Raw genomic sequence first — 15694 nt, 5'->3', positions numbered from 1 at the left:
GACGTCCAGACACCGCATTGATTCAGATCGCCCGCGAAGTCAGCCAAACGGTGCTGGCGCAATAGCCTGCGAGGACTATCGTTGCCTGACCCAACCCATGAGGACGTCGTCATGAATACCAGCGATTTGCTCGAACAACTCCTGCGAGCCGGCCAGGGCTCGATGACACAGCAAGGTGGCGGCGTACCAGGCCAGGGCGGCATGGGTGGCGGTCTTGGCGGATTGCTCGGGGGCCTGCTGGGCGCAGGGGGCAGTGCAAACAGCGGATTGGGCGGTTTGCTGGGAGGACTGCTCGGCGGCGGCTCCGGCTTGGGCGGTTCAACCCAGCGGCGCTCCGGTGGCGGCACCCAGTACGCGGCGCTGGCCTCCCTCGGCATGATGGCTTTTCAAGCGTATCAGGCCTGGCAGCGCAGCCAGGCGGCCGCGCCGCAACAGGCACCCCGCACCGTGGACCTGTTATCCGGCCCGGAAGTCGAGGATCACAGCCACGCCGTCCTGCGAGCATTAATAGCAGCGGCAAAGGCCGATGGCCGGATCGATGACGCCGAGAAACAGATGATCAGCACTGAACTCGGCCGCCACACCGATGACCCGGAACTCCAGCAATGGCTGGACAATGAAGTTGCCCGTCCGCTCGATGCCGCCAATGTGGCGGAGGCGGCGACGGACCCGGCGATAGCCGCGGAAATGTACCTGGCCAGCGTGATGCTGGTGGACGATCAGCAGGACGCCGAACGCAGCTACCTCGATGAACTGGCGGCGGCGTTGCAGATCGATCCGGATTTGCAGGTGCATCTGGAACAGCAGGCCAAGGGCGGCGCGGCCTGACCGGTCGGCCTACACCAGAAACGTCACCCCGTGCGCTTCGGCAATCTCCAGTATCTGCGGCAAATCCTCCGGCACCCTGAGCCGGTCCACTGCCGCAAAGAACTGGCCGCCCCGTGGATCAGACACCACGCCGATCATCTTCGCCGTGGCGCTGATGTTCTTGTAGGCATGGATGGACCCACCGGGTATATGCACGTAACCGCCGGCCGAGACGGTGGTGGAAGTGCCCTCGACCGTCACTTCCACCTGCCCGTCAACCACGTAGAACGCCTCATCCCAAGGATGAAAGTGCAGTGGCGGGCCGCCTCCCTGCACGCCTTCCTGGATGTGCACCTCAAAGGGCTTGCTCAGATCACCGCCCGCGAGAATCGTGATCGCCTCACCCACGACATTGACCGGCCTGGGGGTTTTTCCAGACCCGATGACGTGAACCGTTCGCATGACTGCTCTCCCGAAGATGAGTCCACACCCGGTTGAGTATATTCACTCGAACCGCGCCGGGTGCGGCGGCGCAAGGCCGTCTGTCAGGGTAATTTCAACCCCGATTGAATTTTTCTCCGGGCAAATCGCTCTGCTGAATTAGAGACGTGATGATTCAGCGTCCTGCCACTGGCCATAGACCGAGAGATGCGCCCATGACTGCCCTGACACGACTTGAAGCCCAGCCTTCCCACGAGCACGCCATCCCGACTGCCGGCAGCCTGAAGCAGTGCTATGAACAGTTACTGCTGGGCGACGATGCCGAGCAACGCCGCGCACTCGGCAATACGTTCCTGAAAGCGCAACTGCAACGGTCCGCAGACCTTCCCGAAGAAATACCGGAGGACGTGTCGGCCCTGCAATCCTTCGTCGAGCAGCACAGCACCGATGTGGCGCGCCAATATGCTGATTACCTGAGCGCCCGCAAGGAAGGCGGGCCACGGCAGTTCTTCAGCAACAAGGCCCACGCGCTGTTCTTCCTGCAAGCCGTCAGCCCGACCAAACTGGTGGACGGTGCCTGGTTGTACGGCCTGTTGCAGCACTGGCGCGACCCGCGTTTCGAAGGGCTGATCTGCACCTATCTGGAGGAGTTGGGCGATGGCAACCCAGCCCAGAATCATGTGGTGATCTACCGCAAGCTTCTCGCCGAACTCGGTTTGCAGGACAGCGGCGTCATTGCCGACGAGCATTACCTGCAAGGCGCGATTCAACTGGCGCTGGGCGAATGCGCCGACGACTTTTTGCCAGAAGTGATCGGCTACAACCTCGGCTACGAACAGCTGCCGCTGCATTTGTTGATCAGCGCCTACGAGCTCAGCGAACTGGGTATCGATCCGTATTACTTCACCTTGCACGTGACCATCGACAATGCCAGCACCGGGCACGCGCAAAAAGCAGTGCAATCGGTGCTGCAACTGCTGCCGATCGAAGGTGATCGCGAGGAATTTTTGCGCAGGGTCGCGCTGGGCTACCGGCTCAATGACCTGGGGCAGGGCAGTCGCGCGATTATCGAGTCGTTCGACCTTTACGCTGAAGTGTTGAACATGCTGGAACGCAAACGCCCGTTCGGCCAGCACATGCATTCCGACTATTGCCGGTTCGAGGGCAAGACCGTCAATCAATGGTTGACCTCGCCGGAGCAGTTGCCAGGTTTTCTCGATGCCATGGAAAACAAGGGCTGGATCAAACGTCATCAGGACCCGCAGGAGAGCCGCTTCTGGCAGTTGATTGATGGCGACGGTGCGGCCATGTTCGGTGTGTTCAGTCCTTACGAAAAGCAACTGCTGCACGACTGGATCTCGGGTGACTGGACAGCGGAGCGTTCAGCACCTGCGGCTCGCCGCCTGAGCAGTGGCGCGGTCGAGCCGGTGTTGCCCGCCAGCGACCCGGATATTCAAACCCTGCAAGCCGCGCTGGAAGGATTGTCCGCCGCCGAGCAAATGCCGGTGCTGATTCCGTGGCTGTCGGCCCATCGACATGCCCATCCTGCCGGCCTGATGGCCACGCGGCGATTCATCGAACTCAAATCCAGCCTTCGATAGGGTGCACGGCATGAATCAGGAAGAACAACTGGGGGCTGCGGATCTGGCCTTGCTGCAATTGGGGCGCCGCTTGCAAGCGGACGGTTACCGCTTTATCACCCCGACGCCGCTGACCCATCAGCGAGTCAATGACCGCGCGTTCGGCCAGAGTGCCCGGACCCTGCGCGAGGTGTTCGGTTGGTCGCGGCCATTCGAGCCGGGTCTGTTATCGGCGGACGAACAGCGGCAATTACAACAGGCGGGCGTTCTCGAAGAGAGCAATGGCCGGCTGAAAAGCCGAGTACGCTGGTCCAGCCTCGATGACCTGCTGTTCGTGCATTCCGGATTCCCCACGGACGCGGCCGACGCAGTGTTCTTTGGTCCGGATACCTACCGTTTTGCCCAGTTGATTCACGCCCATCTGCAACAGCGTCTCGCGCCGATCAGACGCGCCGTGGACATCGGCTGCGGCGCTGGCGTCGGCGCCATCGTGATTGCTCGCGCACGCCGTGAGGCCGAGGTGCTGGCGGTCGACATCAACCCGGCGGCGCTCCGCCTGACGGCTGTGAATGCTGCGCTCGCCGAAGTGGCCAACGTCAGTATTGAAACCAGTGATGTGCTGCAGGATGTCGACGGCACATTCGACCTGATCGTTGCCAATCCGCCCTACATGGCCGACCCGGCCGAGCGTGCCTATCGCCACGGCGGCGGGGCGCTTGGCGCGCAATTGTCGGTGCGCATTGTCGAGCAGGCGTTGAATCGGCTGACCGCTGGCGGTTCGCTGGTGTTATACACCGGAGTGGCAATGGTCGACGGCTGCGATCCGTTTATCGCCGCGTTGGCGCCGTACCTGGATTCGGCCCGGTTCGGCTGGACCTATCGCGAGATCGATCCCGATGTGTTTGGCGAAGAACTGTTGATGCCCGACTACCAAAGGGTGGAGCGGATCGCAGTGGTCGCGCTGATCGTTACGCGTTTCGCTCCGGGCATCGGGGGCAGCGTTGAATCAGCCACAGGTGAGTGAGCCATGAACAAGAACCTGGATGACTACAACCGCATGCGCGACTTCTCGGCGACCTCTGAGCCGGCCGCTCAACATTCGGGCAAGAAAGCCGCGAAAGATCACGCCTTGCAGTTCTGCATCCAGAAACATGACGCCTCGCGCCTGCATTATGACTTTCGCCTGGAACTCGATGGTGCGTTGAAGAGTTGGGCGGTGCCGAAAGGCCCGTCTCTGGACCCCAAGGTCAAGCGCCTGGCGGTGCATGTCGAAGACCATCCGTTGGATTACGCCACGTTCGAGGGCAGCATTCCCGAAGGGCATTACGGTGCCGGTGACGTGATTGTCTGGGACCGTGGTGTCTGGATTCCGCAGGAAGACCCGGTAAAGGCCTACGCCAAGGGCAAGCTCAAATTCGAACTGCAGGGCGAGAAGCTCGGCGGCCTGTGGAACCTGGTGCGTACGCACATGCCGGGCAAGCAGGAGCAATGGTTCCTGATCAAGCATCAGGACAGCGCCGCCAAACCCGAAAGCGATTACGACGTGGTCGCCGCCGAGCCGGACAGTGTGCTCAGTGACCGGACAATCGTTGCGAAAAAACCGAAAGCAGCGGACAAACCCAAGCCCATCAAAAAACCGGCGCGCAAAGTTGCGGCTAAACAACAGGCGGCGCAACTTACCGGTGCGCACAAAGCGAAAATGCCGGACCTGATGAAACCCGAACTGGCGACGCTGGTGGAAAAAGCCCCGGACGGTGAATGGAGCTACGAGATCAAGTTCGACGGTTATCGGATCATGGCTCGCATCGACCATGGCGAGGTCAAGCTGTTCACCCGCAACGGTCACGACTGGACCCATAAACTGCCGAAACAAGCCGAGGCGTTGGCTTCGCTGCAACTCGAATCGGCCTGGCTTGACGGTGAAATGGTGGTTGCCAACGAGCAGGGCGTGCCGGACTTTCAAGCGCTGCAAAACGCCTTCGACTCCGGGCGCAGCGGCAATATTCTTTACTACCTGTTCGACATGCCTTACCTCAATGGCGTGGATCTGCGCGAGGTGCCGGTCGAAGAGCGTCGGGTCGCGCTGGCGACGGTGCTCAAGCCGAATGAAGATCCGTTGTTGCGGTTCTCCGACGCGTTCGCCGAAGAGCCCGACGCCTTGCTCAACAGCGCCTGCCAGATGCAGATGGAGGGGCTGATCGGCAAACGCCTGGGCTCGCCTTACGTGTCGCGTCGCAGCAGCGACTGGATCAAGCTCAAGTGCAAGCACCGACAAGAATTTGTGGTAGTCGGCTACACCGATCCGAAAGGATCGCGCAATGCGTTTGGCGCGTTGCTGCTGGGGCTGCACGACCGGGACAGCGGTCAGCTGCGGTATGCCGGCAAGGTCGGCACCGGTTTCAACGAGACAACGCTTAAGAGCATTTACGAGCAACTGAAACCGTTGCAGACCAGGAAGCCGTCAGTGGTCAATCCACCGACCGGTTTTGACGCCAAAGGTGTGCACTGGCTCAAACCCGTTCTGCTGGCTGAGATTGCCTTTGCCGAAATGACCAAGGAAGGCTCGGTGCGCCACGCCGTGTTCCATGGCCTGCGCGACGACAAGCCGGCCGAAGACATCACCGAGGAGCGCCCGAAAGTGGTGAAGAAAAGCACAGCAGAAAAACCTGCCACCCGCCAAAAGAAAAGCTCGGAAAAAGCCGCACCGGCGCCGTCACAACTCGGTCTGGGCGAGGGCAAGGTGCGGATCACTCACCCGGACCGGGTCATCGACGCCAGCAGCGGCACGACCAAAGTGCAGCTGGCGGAGTATTACGCCCGCGTCGCCGAATGGATTCTGCCCGAATTGAAAGACCGGCCCGTGGCGCTGGTTCGTGCGCCGGACGGTATTGCCGGTGAATTGTTTTTCCAGAAGAACGCCGAACGCCTGGCCATTCCCGGGATTACCACACTCGACAAGGAACTCACCGGTCAGCCGATCATGATCATCAACAGCGCCGAAGCACTGATCGGTGCCGTACAGATGAGCACCGTCGAGCTGCATACCTGGAACGCCACGTCGGACAACCTCGACAAGCCCGATCGCTTCGTTCTCGACCTCGACCCGGACCCGGCGCTGCCGTGGAAAAGCATGGTCGAGGCGACTCAGCTGACGCTGTCGGTGCTGGATGAGCTGGGGCTCAAGGCTTTTCTCAAGACCAGCGGCGGTAAAGGCATTCACCTCGTGGTGCCGCTGACCCGCAAGCTCGGCTGGGATGAAGTGAAGGATTTCAGCCACGCCATCGTCAGTCACATGGCCAAACTGTTGCCGGAACGGTTTTCCGCGGTGTCGGGGCCGAAGAACCGGGTGGGTCGGATCTTCATCGATTACCTGCGCAACGGCCTCGGCGCCACCACCATTTGTGCCTACGCCGCCCGCACCCGCGAAGGGCTGCCGGTGTCGGTGCCGATCTTTCGCGAGGAGGTGGCCGGGCTCAAGGGCGGCAATCAGTGGAACATCCACACGGTGCATGAGCGCTTGGCCGAGGTGGGCGACGGGCCTTGGGCCGACCTGAAGAAAACGAAACAGACGATTACCGCCGAGATGCGGCGGCGGGTGGGGATGAAGAAGTAGCCTTTTCAGCCGGATTAATATGCTCTGATGTGCGCGATGGACAGGGTGGTGGCCCTTTAGTAGCATCGCGCCCTCTCCATAGCCTTCGCGCGTCAGGGACGATCCAATGCCGGTTTCCTTCAATCGCTCCACACGCGTCATTGCTGTCGCGGCGCTTCTGTCCGCTCTGCTCAGCGGCTGCGCCGTCAAAGACACTTACACCGATGCCACCGAGCCCGACGCCGCCAAGGTGCGCTTCATCGCCAACACCAGCAATGCGAAGCTCTACTACTACGATCCGGAACATTGTCAGGGGCGAGTCACCGGTGAACTCAACAACCTGTACGCCCGTGATACCGAGCGTCGGGTGGGCATGAGTGTGGCGCCGCCGGCCGATGCCAGGGGCTATCTGGAGATCAAGGTCAAACCCGACCAGGATAATTACCTGCACCTCGCCACGAGTGGCAGCAACTGGGTGTGTGTCACCAGTTTGAGCCTGACACCCGAGCGCAATGCTGAATACGAGGTGACGTTAAATCTGCGCGACGGCCGTTGCGGCGTGCTGTTGAATCAGTTGAAGCGCATCGATGGCCGTGCGGTGCGGTTGCCGATGCCGGTCATGGACAAGGGCTTGCCTGCCTGTGTCGGTCGCGGCACGTCATTCCCGGCGCTTCCGCCCGCGCTCCCCGACACGCCTCAGCGGGTGATGTTGATAGAGCGGATCTTCGACGGTGCGACCATCGCCGGCATGAAACCGGACCCGGCCAAGGACAGCAGCGAACGCTACACAGCGGAAAAACTCGACAAGCTGATTGCCGAACGCAAGGCGAAGCTGGGCTTTACCCTGCCGGACGATTACTGGACCCTGTACCGCCAGAACCTGATTGCCTTCGACGAAGAAGCGGCGGGAAACAAGGCGGAAACGTTCAAGCGTTACAGCGACAAATACCGTCTGCGCCTGCAACGACTGACCGATCAGCAACTGGAACAATGGGCACACCCTGAGGACAAGGCGTCCAGGCCCACGCACTTTGCGGCGTTCGAAGAGCGCAAGACGATGGCGAAGTTTTACGTCCAGACCAGCCAGAATCTGTTGCTCGAAACCATCAATCACCATCTCGACCGGATGGCGCAAATGGATCGGCAGTACGGGGTGTGCGCGCGTTATGCAGAGTGCTGGAAACGCTGACAGGGTGCCGGGCGGCGAGCGGCACTCGCCGCCCCGAACGTTTATTGCTGGCTGACAGCCGCCGCCAGCAGCGGCCCGGCCTGATCATCGGTGAGTGCCGCATGCACCTCCATGTTCATCAGGTCATTCCATTCCAGCACCCACTTTTGAATCTGTACGACATCATCGGTTTCTGCGATGCCAAAACCGCTCGAGCCGCCGACGGCATGCCAGCGCCCCAGCATCTTGACGCCGGCGGGTGGTGCCCCTTTGGTTTCGAGGAAACGCTTGATCACGCTGTTACGGTTTTGCGGACTGATCGACCAACTCACCATGAATAACATTTGCCACCTCCTGCTACGGACTGGCACCTGTTGCTCTTTGCGCGCCTGGCTGGCGCCGGGACCACGGCCACGCCTGTTTCCCGTGTCTCCCTGACAGGGCTGAAGCAATTGCTCCCATGAGAAGGCATAGCAGCGCGGAACGGTTCGCGTATGACCGCTGATCCTCTTTTATTGCATCTGGAATTGATCGCGGCGCCTGACCGTCAGGTATCGCGCAACAGGTCGTTGGCGTTGAGCAGTTCGTAGGCGATTTCCGGACGTTTTTCCAGACCGCGGCGAATGGCGGTCGGGATCGCCTGGCGGGTTTTGCGGCACAGGCCTGGCAGTTCGGCGATGGTGATGGCGATACCGCGCATGGTGCGGACTTCGTTGAAACCCGGGGCGACTTCTACCCGGATGCCCAGTTGCTCGTACATCCGTTGCTGTAACCGTTCGAGGTCGCTCAGGCTCTGGAGGTTTTCCAGGCGTTCGATCAGGCGCCTTTCCTCGGTGCGAGTCAGAAACAGGATGCGCAGGTCCGCGCCGGGTGTTTCCAGCAGCGGTTCACGCTCGCAGATGCAGGCACCGGGCGGGCAGGGTTGGCGGATCGGCAGCGGTGTTGTCATGGCGGCAATCATAGTGCGCTGTGTACTTATTTGCCCATAGGGATCGCCGGTGTGCTCGAGGGGGCATTGTTAAAAGCGCGGCGGTTTGGGGATGTATATCCGTTACCGCAGCAACGGATATGCACCCCAACAAAAATCCGTCGCCTCAGGCCAGCATCGATAACAAACCTCCCTGACGATCAAGCTTGGCCAGTTCGTCAAAACCGCCGACATGGGTGTCACCGATAAAAATCTGCGGCACGCTGCGTCGACCGCTGCGGCTGAGCATCTCCTGGAATTTCCCCGGTTCTGATTGAACGTTGAATTCCTGGGCTGCAATGCCCCGAATGGCCAGCAGTGCTTTGGCGTTGCGGCAATAAGGGCAGGTGTCGGTGGTATAGAGCGTCACGGTCTTCATAAGCGGTGCTCCCGAATTGAAAGTCGTTCAAGCATCGATGGCCGGGAAATCAATCTCGGTCAGGGCAACGTTGTTGAGGTAATTGGTCAGGGTCTGCGACGCCACATGGCCGATCACTTCGACAATCTTGCTGTCGTCGATACCGGCTGCCCGTGCCGCCTCGATCTGCTCGCTGTTCAAGTGACCCCGGCTTTCGGTGATCTGTCGGGCGAGGGTGGCGAACGCATTGAGCTGGCCATCACGGGCGCTGAGGATGTCTTGTGCAGACAAACCGGCCTTGCCGGCAAACAGGGTGTGGGCCGCCAGGCAGTAGTCGCAACCATTCACCTGAGAGGTGGCGAGGAAGATCGCTTCTTTCTCGGTAGCGCTCAGGGATGTTTTACCGAGGGTCGCGGACTGTTGCAGATAAGACGCAAGCACCGCAGGTGCATGGGCCAGCGTCTTGAAGACATTGGGCAGAAAACCGATTTTTTTCTGCACACCTTCCAGCAGCGGGCGGGTGGTGTCGGTGGCGTGTTCAAGACTCAGGGTATTGATGCGGCTCATGATGGATCTCCGTAGATGACTGCGCGGTGTGCGCTGGGTACGGAGTCCATGTTATTGACGGACGCTGGTCTATTGGGTGCAAATCGTCGAGGATATACGACAGATCGTCCAGATTTGCCCTCGGGAGCCTGCCAATGGATCGCTTGTCTACGTTGCTCAGCCACTTCGGCGTCAGTGCCGGAACCTTCCACAGCGGCACGTTCTGTGGCACCACGGGTTTTGACGGTGAGCAGGCGTGTGGGCACCTTCATTTGTTAAAGGACGGTGACCTGACCCTTAAGCTGGCCGATGAGCGCGATATCCAGATCAATAAGCCCACCTTGATTTTTTTTCCCCGACCTTTCCGTCATCGCTTGTTCGCTGCAGAGACGTCCGACACACAACTGGTGTGCGCCTCACTGACCTTCGATGGCGGTGCGGGCAATGCGCTGGCGGCCGCCTTGCCCGATTACCTGGTGCTGGGGCTCGACGAAATACCCAGCATGACCGGCACGCTGGACTGGCTGCTCAACGAAGCCTTCGGTGGCATTTGCGGTCGCGAAGCGATGATGGACCGCTTGTTCGAAATGCTCGTGATCCAGTTGCTGCGGCACCTGTTGACTCACCATCAGCAAAGCCCCGGCATGATGGCAGGCCTGGCCGACCCGCGACTGGCGCGTTCGTTGAGCCTGATGCATGACACCCCGGGCAAAGCCTGGACCGTGGCGCAATTGTCATCGGCAGCCAACATGTCCCGGGCCAGCTTCGCCGAGTACTTTCGCCAGGTGGTGGGGCAGACGCCGGTTGATTATCTGGTGAGCTGGCGCATCAGCCTGGCGCAGAAACGCTTGCGTGAAGGCAAGTCCATCGCCCTGATTGCCGAGGAAGTGGGCTACGAAAGCCCTTCGGCGCTGGCTCGGGCGTTTCGGCGCAAGACTGGCGTCAGTCCGCGGGAATGGATGCGCAACGGGACGCTGCGATAGTTTTTTGTCGCCGGCCTTTCGGCGGGGGGGCGGAACGGGTCTATCACACCTTGGAAAGCGCCCAAAGCCCACGCTTGAGCCGTTTCATATGAATAGAGAGAACCGTATTCAACGGCATTTGTTGGCGTTTTTTTGACGCCATTCTCCGTAGAATTTTATTTTTATTTATTGTTGTGACGGACCATTGACGTAATGGCGATGTGCTTATAGGCTCCAAGCAACTGGGTAACGAATCCTTCATTCGATATCAGGAAAACCCTGTAGGCAGGGAGGCGGTCTTCATGCGTTCATCACTGGTTCTCAAATCCGTTTTGTTCTGTGTGCTCTTTAATGGTGCGGCCATTGCCACCGCTCACGCGAGCCATTTGGCTCATGAAATTAACCGCATAGCCGATTCTTGTGCAGCGTCCGGGCCAAAAGTGGGCGCGACAGCGGAAGGGCAGGCTGGCGCCCCTTCTACTGTCGAAAGCAAACTTGGCGCGACTGTCTCGCTGGGCGATATTTCTTCCGTTGATACTGCAAAAGATCAACTCAAAAACCTTATCACTTCTGTTGTCAAGGTGGGTGCCACCGTCAATAGTACTTCCTGTGACGGATTAATGGCGCAACTAAATACTGACAAGTTCACGGCAGATTTAGATGCACAGGCTAAAGTATTGAGTGGAGGAGCCGACGCGTTCGTTAATCAACCCAATGCAGTTCCGTTGTCTGCTGCAGCCTGGTTGTTTTCATCGGCATTGTTCGGTTTTGTCATGGTCGCCAACCGGCGGAAGGTGTAACTAGCAGTTTGATTTTGCTGGCGATTAAGTGGCGCATTGATACTAGTGGTTGATATCAGTTTGATGTGTCAGTGGTTGGCGATGTAGTGGCTGAATGACGGACTCTATTGAAAAGAGTGCTATTAATTTGGCGAGTAAGCATCGGGGGTCATATGTTTAACGACAAGTTACTGTTAAATAAAAAACTTCCTTCACTAGAGGCCTTGCTGCAGATAATGGATACGTCGGGCCGACGAAAAATGGCCGCTGCCAGCCGCGAAAAAATGCTCGTTGAGCGGTTACCGAGCGACAAAAATTGCGAGCGTGATTTGCCTTGGTTTTTGTGTGAAACTCTTGGCAAGGCTACTTAGGCGGAGGGATCCCGATGTTGCGTTTCTGGTTACCTGTGGTCTGCGCGCTGGCTGTCCTGCCCAGCATTTCCAATGCCGTCGCAAACGAAGCGAACTACCGGCTGAGTCCGGGTGATACGCTCAATGTTTCTGTTTGGGGCGAAGACAAACTCAATAAGGATGTGATCGTTCTTCCCAACGGAAGCATCACCTTCCCGTTGGCAGGGCAGGTTGATGTGGTGGGTCTCGATGCCACCGCAGTCGAAGTGAAAATAGCGGCCAAGCTTGAAAAATTCATACCCGAAGCGCAGGTGAGCGTGGTTATCACGGGCACCGCCGGTAATCTCGTGTACGTGCAGGGCAAAGTGTTGAAGCCCGGCAGTGTCCACTTATCAGGTCAAACGTCAGTGCTGCAGGTTTTGAGCATGGCGGGTGGCCTCGACAAATTCGCCGCCAAGAATGACATCAAGGTCGTGCGACTCAATGGATCAAAACAACAGATCCTGCGTGTCGACTACAACGAGTTGATGTCCGGCGATGACATGACGACCAATTTTATTCTTGAGGCCGGCGATACGCTGGTCGTGCCTTAGCCTTGCGCGATGCACTAGGGATTACCTTGCTTTCTCTTCGAACCACCGGGGTTGCCACGGCAACCCTGATCCTTTCGTGTTCCGGTGTGGCCTCTGCGGCGACCTGGCTACCGGCAATATCGCTGCCTTCGACGGTTGAGTACGACAGCAATCCACTGTTGCTCACAAGTGGCGAGAAGGGCGTGACCCGCGCCATCATCGCCCCCGACCTCAACCTTGTCGGCACCTCCGGACGAGATGAGTTCCAGTTCGGTCTCGGGGTGTATGTCGTGCGTTCGTCCGATACAGATATCGTGTCAGATCGTGAAGACCCCAGATTGAGGTTCCGGTGGAGTCGCGAGACCGAAACCGGTGGTTATGGACTCACGGCCCGCTATGAAGAGAGCTCCACGCTTTCCACCGAGGTCCAGGAAACCGGCGTAGTGGCTTCCGACGGCACGCAAAAGCTTTATACCGTGGGGGGCAACTGGCGTACGGCGCTCAGTGAGCGGACCACTCTGCTCAACGAAACTGACTACACTCATGTCACTTACGACATTCCCACCCTGATCAACTATGACGAGTTGGCAAGCCGCTTTAGCTTGACCTATGCATGGAGCGAGCGGGTCGAGCTCTTCACCCGTATTGGCGTGAGGCGTTATGAGCCGGATGAGGGAACCGTGGCGTCTTCCTCGAATAGCTACACTCCCACGGTTGGCCTGAATTTCCAGGTCTCCGAGGCATTCAAGGGGTCGGTGTACGCGGGTGTCAATCAAGTCTCCGGCACGGGTGACGGTCCCACAGGCGAGGGCGGGGTGAACTTGCAGTACACCGGTGAGCGCTTTGAAAGCATCTTCGATGCCAGCCGTAGCACCGTCGCCAGCGGGGACGGTGGGTTCGTCGAGGCCGATAACCTGAAGGGCTCCGTGAGTTACCTCATCGATGAAACCCGACGCACCGGTCTTGATGCTTCCTGGCAGGACACCAAGGGGCAGACGCCGAATACCCTGGTCAATTACAGCGCCTGGATCAGTCAGGAACTCTCGCCTTTTTGGAATGCCCGCCTATTCTTCACTTACAAAGAACGCAAGCAGGACAGCTTGCCGGATGCCAGCGCAAATGTCGTCGGGTTGACCTTGACTTATAGTTACCCCGGTCTCTGAAATTCAGCTTTGTGATGATCTATGACTACTGAATACGAAATGTCGGTCAACGACTACATTGCAATCATCAAGCACCACGCGGTGCTGTTGATCGTCAGTTGCGCAGCGATCCTTGGCGTGAGCATCGCGGTCGCGATGTCACTCCCGCCCACCTTCGAGTCCTCCGGCACGATTCTGATCGAGTCGCAACAGATCTCGCCTGAGCTGGTCGCGGCGAACAACAGCACCTTTGCCGATGAGCGCATCGAAGTCATTCGCCAGCGCGTGATGACCCGAGAAAACCTGGCCGCGATCATCGACAAATACAACTTGTTCTCTACTCAAGGCCGGAATTTGAGCGTTACAGAGAAAATCGATGAAATGCGCAATGCGATTGGCGTCACCCTGGTCAGCGCCGCGATCAAGGGGCGCGGGGAAGTGACGATTGCGTTTCGCCTTTCCTTTGAGCACCGCCAGCCAGAGATTGCCACCCAGGTGGCCAACGAACTGGTGACGCTGTTCCTCAATGAAAACATCCGGCAGCGCACCGAGCGCGCCAATGAAAACACGGAGTTCGCCAAGCAGGAGGCAGACAAGCTCGAGGTTGCCCTGAATGCCCAGGACAGTCGCGTGGCGGAATTCAAGGAGAAGCACAGCGATGCACTGCCCGAGAATCGGGAACTGCTCACGAACATGTTGACCCGCGCCGAGAGCGACCTCAAAGAGGTCGACCGTGACTACAAGGCTGCCCGCGAGGAGTTGCGTTTCAATGAATTGGAGCTCATTGCCGCCAATTCCGGCGTAGCGACCAAGCCTGGAGTAGCGGGAGCAGCCGCCGACAAACCACAGGACCTCGCCAGCCTCAAGGCGGAGTACGCCCGTTTGCAGACGCTGTATACCGACGCCCACCCCGATGTGCGTTCCGTGAAACGCAAGATTGCGGCACTTGAGGCGAACAAAATGGTTGCCGGTAGTGCGGCAGCGCCCGTCAATATGGATGTATCCAGGGCTCAGACGCGGATCGCCGCCACCGAGGCGCGAATCAAGTCACTGGCCGATCAGAAGCAGCAGACGGTCCAGAAAATATCCGAATACCAAGCGCGAATTATTGAAATGCCTCAAGTCGAGCGCGGCCTGATCACGCTGATGCGCGACCATGACAACGCGAAAAAGAAGTATGAGGAAATGCGCGCCAAAGAGATGAACGCGAGAATTTCCGAAAGCCTGGAACAGGAAAACAAGGCGGAGCGTTTTGTTCTTCTGGAGTCGCCGCTGATGCCTGAAAAGCCGGTTCGGCCGAACCGCAAGAAAGTGGTCGCCATGGGCTTCGTGCTTGCTCCGGTGGGCGCTGGCGCGCTGGTGATGCTGCTCGAGATGATGAGTTCGCGTGTGCGCGGTGCTGAAGCCCTGGCCAGTGTGCTCGGTAGACGTGTACTGGTTTCCATCCCCTACATTCACACCATGGCCGAACTGGAGCGCCGCAAGAAGTGGCGAACGCGCCTGATCGTGTGTGGAATCGTGCTGGTCGCAATCCTTTTGGTGCTCGTGCACTTCCTCTACATGCCTCTGGATCAGTTGGCGTATAAAACGCTGGGCCGGTTTGCATAAGGAATATAGACATGGAAATTATCAAGCCCGATACCGAAAACACCGAGCCCAAGAACTCGTCCAAAGCCATGACACCTACCGCGCATTCTTCAGGCCTGAACGCGCTCAGCTATGTGCAAACCAAAGTTGTCCCTTTGCGGCCGGACCACCTCGAGCGCAATCGCATTGTGGCGTACAACAAGAATTCGAATATGGGCGGGGCGTTCGATCTGCTCCGTACGCAAGTTCTGAAAGTCATGGAAGAAAATGGCTGGCGCACGCTCGCCATCACCTCGCCGACACCGGAGGCCGGCAAGACGGTACTGGCGATCAACCTGGCAATGAGCATCGCTCATCACACCACCAAGACAGCATTGCTGGTGGATTTCGACTTGCGCCGTCCGACCGTGGGTGCCTGCCTGGGCCTGTCGATGGAGAAATCGCTGAATGAATACCTGGCCGATGAAGCGGAACTGCAAGAGGTTCTGGTTAACCCGACCTTGCCACGCTTTGTAGTGCTGCCGACCCGCAAGCCGATTCCGCTCTCCACCGAGGTGCTGTCTTCGCCCAAGGTAAGCCACTTGATCAGTGATTTGCGCGAACGCTACAACTCACGGGTCGTGATTTTCGATTTGCCGCCCATCTTGAGTTCGGACGATGTCATTACCGTCCTGCCTAAATTCGACTGCGTCCTGCTGGTCGTCGCCAACGGCATGAACAGCAGGAAAGAGATCGAGGAAAGCCTTCACCATCTCGGGACAGCCAATCTGATTGGCACTGTGTTGAACAAAGCCGAGCCGCAAAACCGCTCTTACTACTAGCGCGTCATTCTCAAACGATCGG

At 58.7% G+C, this 15694-nt stretch carries 16 protein-coding genes; 11 read left to right on the top strand and 5 right to left on the bottom strand.

The features are described from left to right. Positions 1 to 111 precede the first annotated feature (111 nt). Positions 112 to 828, top strand: a complete 717-nt coding sequence (locus ACM6I5_RS12975) for a tellurite resistance TerB family protein (protein WP_414884015.1) — start codon at positions 112 to 114, stop codon at positions 826 to 828. A 9-nt stretch (positions 829 to 837) separates the two neighbouring features. Here ACM6I5_RS12975 and ACM6I5_RS12970 read toward each other — a convergent pair whose 3' ends face one another. Further along, positions 838 to 1269 carry a cupin domain-containing protein gene (locus ACM6I5_RS12970; protein ID WP_414884014.1) on the bottom strand — a complete coding sequence of 144 codons (432 nt, stop codon included), beginning with the start codon at positions 1267 to 1269 and terminating at the stop codon, positions 838 to 840. 194 nt (positions 1270 to 1463) lie between these two features. Here ACM6I5_RS12970 and ACM6I5_RS12965 point away from each other — a divergent pair, with 194 nt between their 5' ends. The 4 genes from ACM6I5_RS12965 to ACM6I5_RS12950 all read left to right on the top strand — a co-directional run bounded on the left by ACM6I5_RS12965 (position 1464) and on the right by ACM6I5_RS12950 (position 7609). Further along, positions 1464 to 2849 (top strand): iron-containing redox enzyme family protein, encoded by a 1386-nt coding sequence (locus ACM6I5_RS12965; RefSeq protein WP_414884013.1) that lies wholly within the window; start codon positions 1464 to 1466, stop codon positions 2847 to 2849. Positions 2850 to 2859: 10 nt separating this feature from the next. Further along, entirely contained in the window at positions 2860 to 3852 is a 993-nt protein-coding gene (locus ACM6I5_RS12960; protein WP_414884012.1) for a methyltransferase, read from the top strand. A gap of 3 nt (positions 3853 to 3855) precedes the next feature. Beyond that, on the top strand, positions 3856 to 6441 hold the full coding sequence (ligD, locus tag ACM6I5_RS12955; RefSeq protein ID WP_414884010.1) for a DNA ligase D: 2586 nt from the start codon (positions 3856 to 3858) through the stop codon (positions 6439 to 6441). A gap of 106 nt (positions 6442 to 6547) precedes the next feature. Next, positions 6548 to 7609 (top strand): hypothetical protein, encoded by a 1062-nt coding sequence (locus ACM6I5_RS12950; RefSeq protein WP_414884009.1) that lies wholly within the window; start codon positions 6548 to 6550, stop codon positions 7607 to 7609. A gap of 41 nt (positions 7610 to 7650) precedes the next feature. Here the strand turns inward: ACM6I5_RS12950 and ACM6I5_RS12945 are convergent, their stop codons facing one another. The 4 genes from ACM6I5_RS12945 to ACM6I5_RS12930 all read right to left on the bottom strand — a co-directional run bounded on the left by ACM6I5_RS12945 (position 7651) and on the right by ACM6I5_RS12930 (position 9480). Then, positions 7651 to 7932: a DUF3303 domain-containing protein gene (locus ACM6I5_RS12945; RefSeq protein ID WP_017338045.1), complete on the bottom strand. Its 282-nt coding sequence runs from the start codon at positions 7930 to 7932 to the stop codon at positions 7651 to 7653. 203 nt (positions 7933 to 8135) lie between these two features. Then, the gene (locus tag ACM6I5_RS12940) at positions 8136 to 8537 is read right to left on the bottom strand and encodes a hypothetical protein (RefSeq protein WP_414878915.1); all 402 of its coding nucleotides are present in this window, start codon (positions 8535 to 8537) and stop codon (positions 8136 to 8138) included. A gap of 145 nt (positions 8538 to 8682) precedes the next feature. Further along, positions 8683 to 8934, bottom strand: coding sequence for a glutaredoxin 3 (grxC, locus tag ACM6I5_RS12935; RefSeq protein ID WP_414884008.1), 252 nt, complete (start codon positions 8932 to 8934; stop codon positions 8683 to 8685). Positions 8935 to 8961: 27 nt separating this feature from the next. Next, a complete protein-coding gene (locus ACM6I5_RS12930; protein ID WP_017338048.1) occupies positions 8962 to 9480 on the bottom strand; it encodes a carboxymuconolactone decarboxylase family protein in 519 nt (172 codons plus the stop codon). A 134-nt stretch (positions 9481 to 9614) separates the two neighbouring features. Between ACM6I5_RS12930 and ACM6I5_RS12925 the strand changes: the two genes are divergently transcribed. From ACM6I5_RS12925 to ACM6I5_RS12900, 6 genes are all read left to right on the top strand, one after another. Next, on the top strand, positions 9615 to 10442 hold the full coding sequence (locus ACM6I5_RS12925) for a cupin domain-containing protein (RefSeq protein ID WP_414884007.1): 828 nt from the start codon (positions 9615 to 9617) through the stop codon (positions 10440 to 10442). 281 nt (positions 10443 to 10723) lie between these two features. Then, positions 10724 to 11221, top strand: coding sequence for a hypothetical protein (locus tag ACM6I5_RS12920; RefSeq protein ID WP_017338050.1), 498 nt, complete (start codon positions 10724 to 10726; stop codon positions 11219 to 11221). Between the two features lie 364 nt (positions 11222 to 11585). Further along, entirely contained in the window at positions 11586 to 12143 is a 558-nt protein-coding gene (locus ACM6I5_RS12915; protein WP_414884006.1) for a polysaccharide biosynthesis/export family protein, read from the top strand. Between the two features lie 26 nt (positions 12144 to 12169). Continuing rightward, positions 12170 to 13285 (top strand): hypothetical protein, encoded by a 1116-nt coding sequence (locus ACM6I5_RS12910; protein WP_031318732.1) that lies wholly within the window; start codon positions 12170 to 12172, stop codon positions 13283 to 13285. Positions 13286 to 13306: 21 nt separating this feature from the next. After that, positions 13307 to 14872 (top strand): GumC family protein, encoded by a 1566-nt coding sequence (locus tag ACM6I5_RS12905; protein WP_031318733.1) that lies wholly within the window; start codon positions 13307 to 13309, stop codon positions 14870 to 14872. Positions 14873 to 14940: 68 nt separating this feature from the next. Continuing rightward, positions 14941 to 15672, top strand: coding sequence for a CpsD/CapB family tyrosine-protein kinase (locus ACM6I5_RS12900; RefSeq protein ID WP_238588342.1), 732 nt, complete (start codon positions 14941 to 14943; stop codon positions 15670 to 15672). Positions 15673 to 15694: the final 22 nt, after the last annotated feature.

It is taken from the genome of Pseudomonas sp. IT-P171 (genome assembly GCF_949767765.1).
Taxonomy (GTDB): domain Bacteria; phylum Pseudomonadota; class Gammaproteobacteria; order Pseudomonadales; family Pseudomonadaceae; genus Aquipseudomonas; species Aquipseudomonas fluorescens_B.
This window is presented reverse-complemented; position numbering and strand designations above follow the sequence as displayed.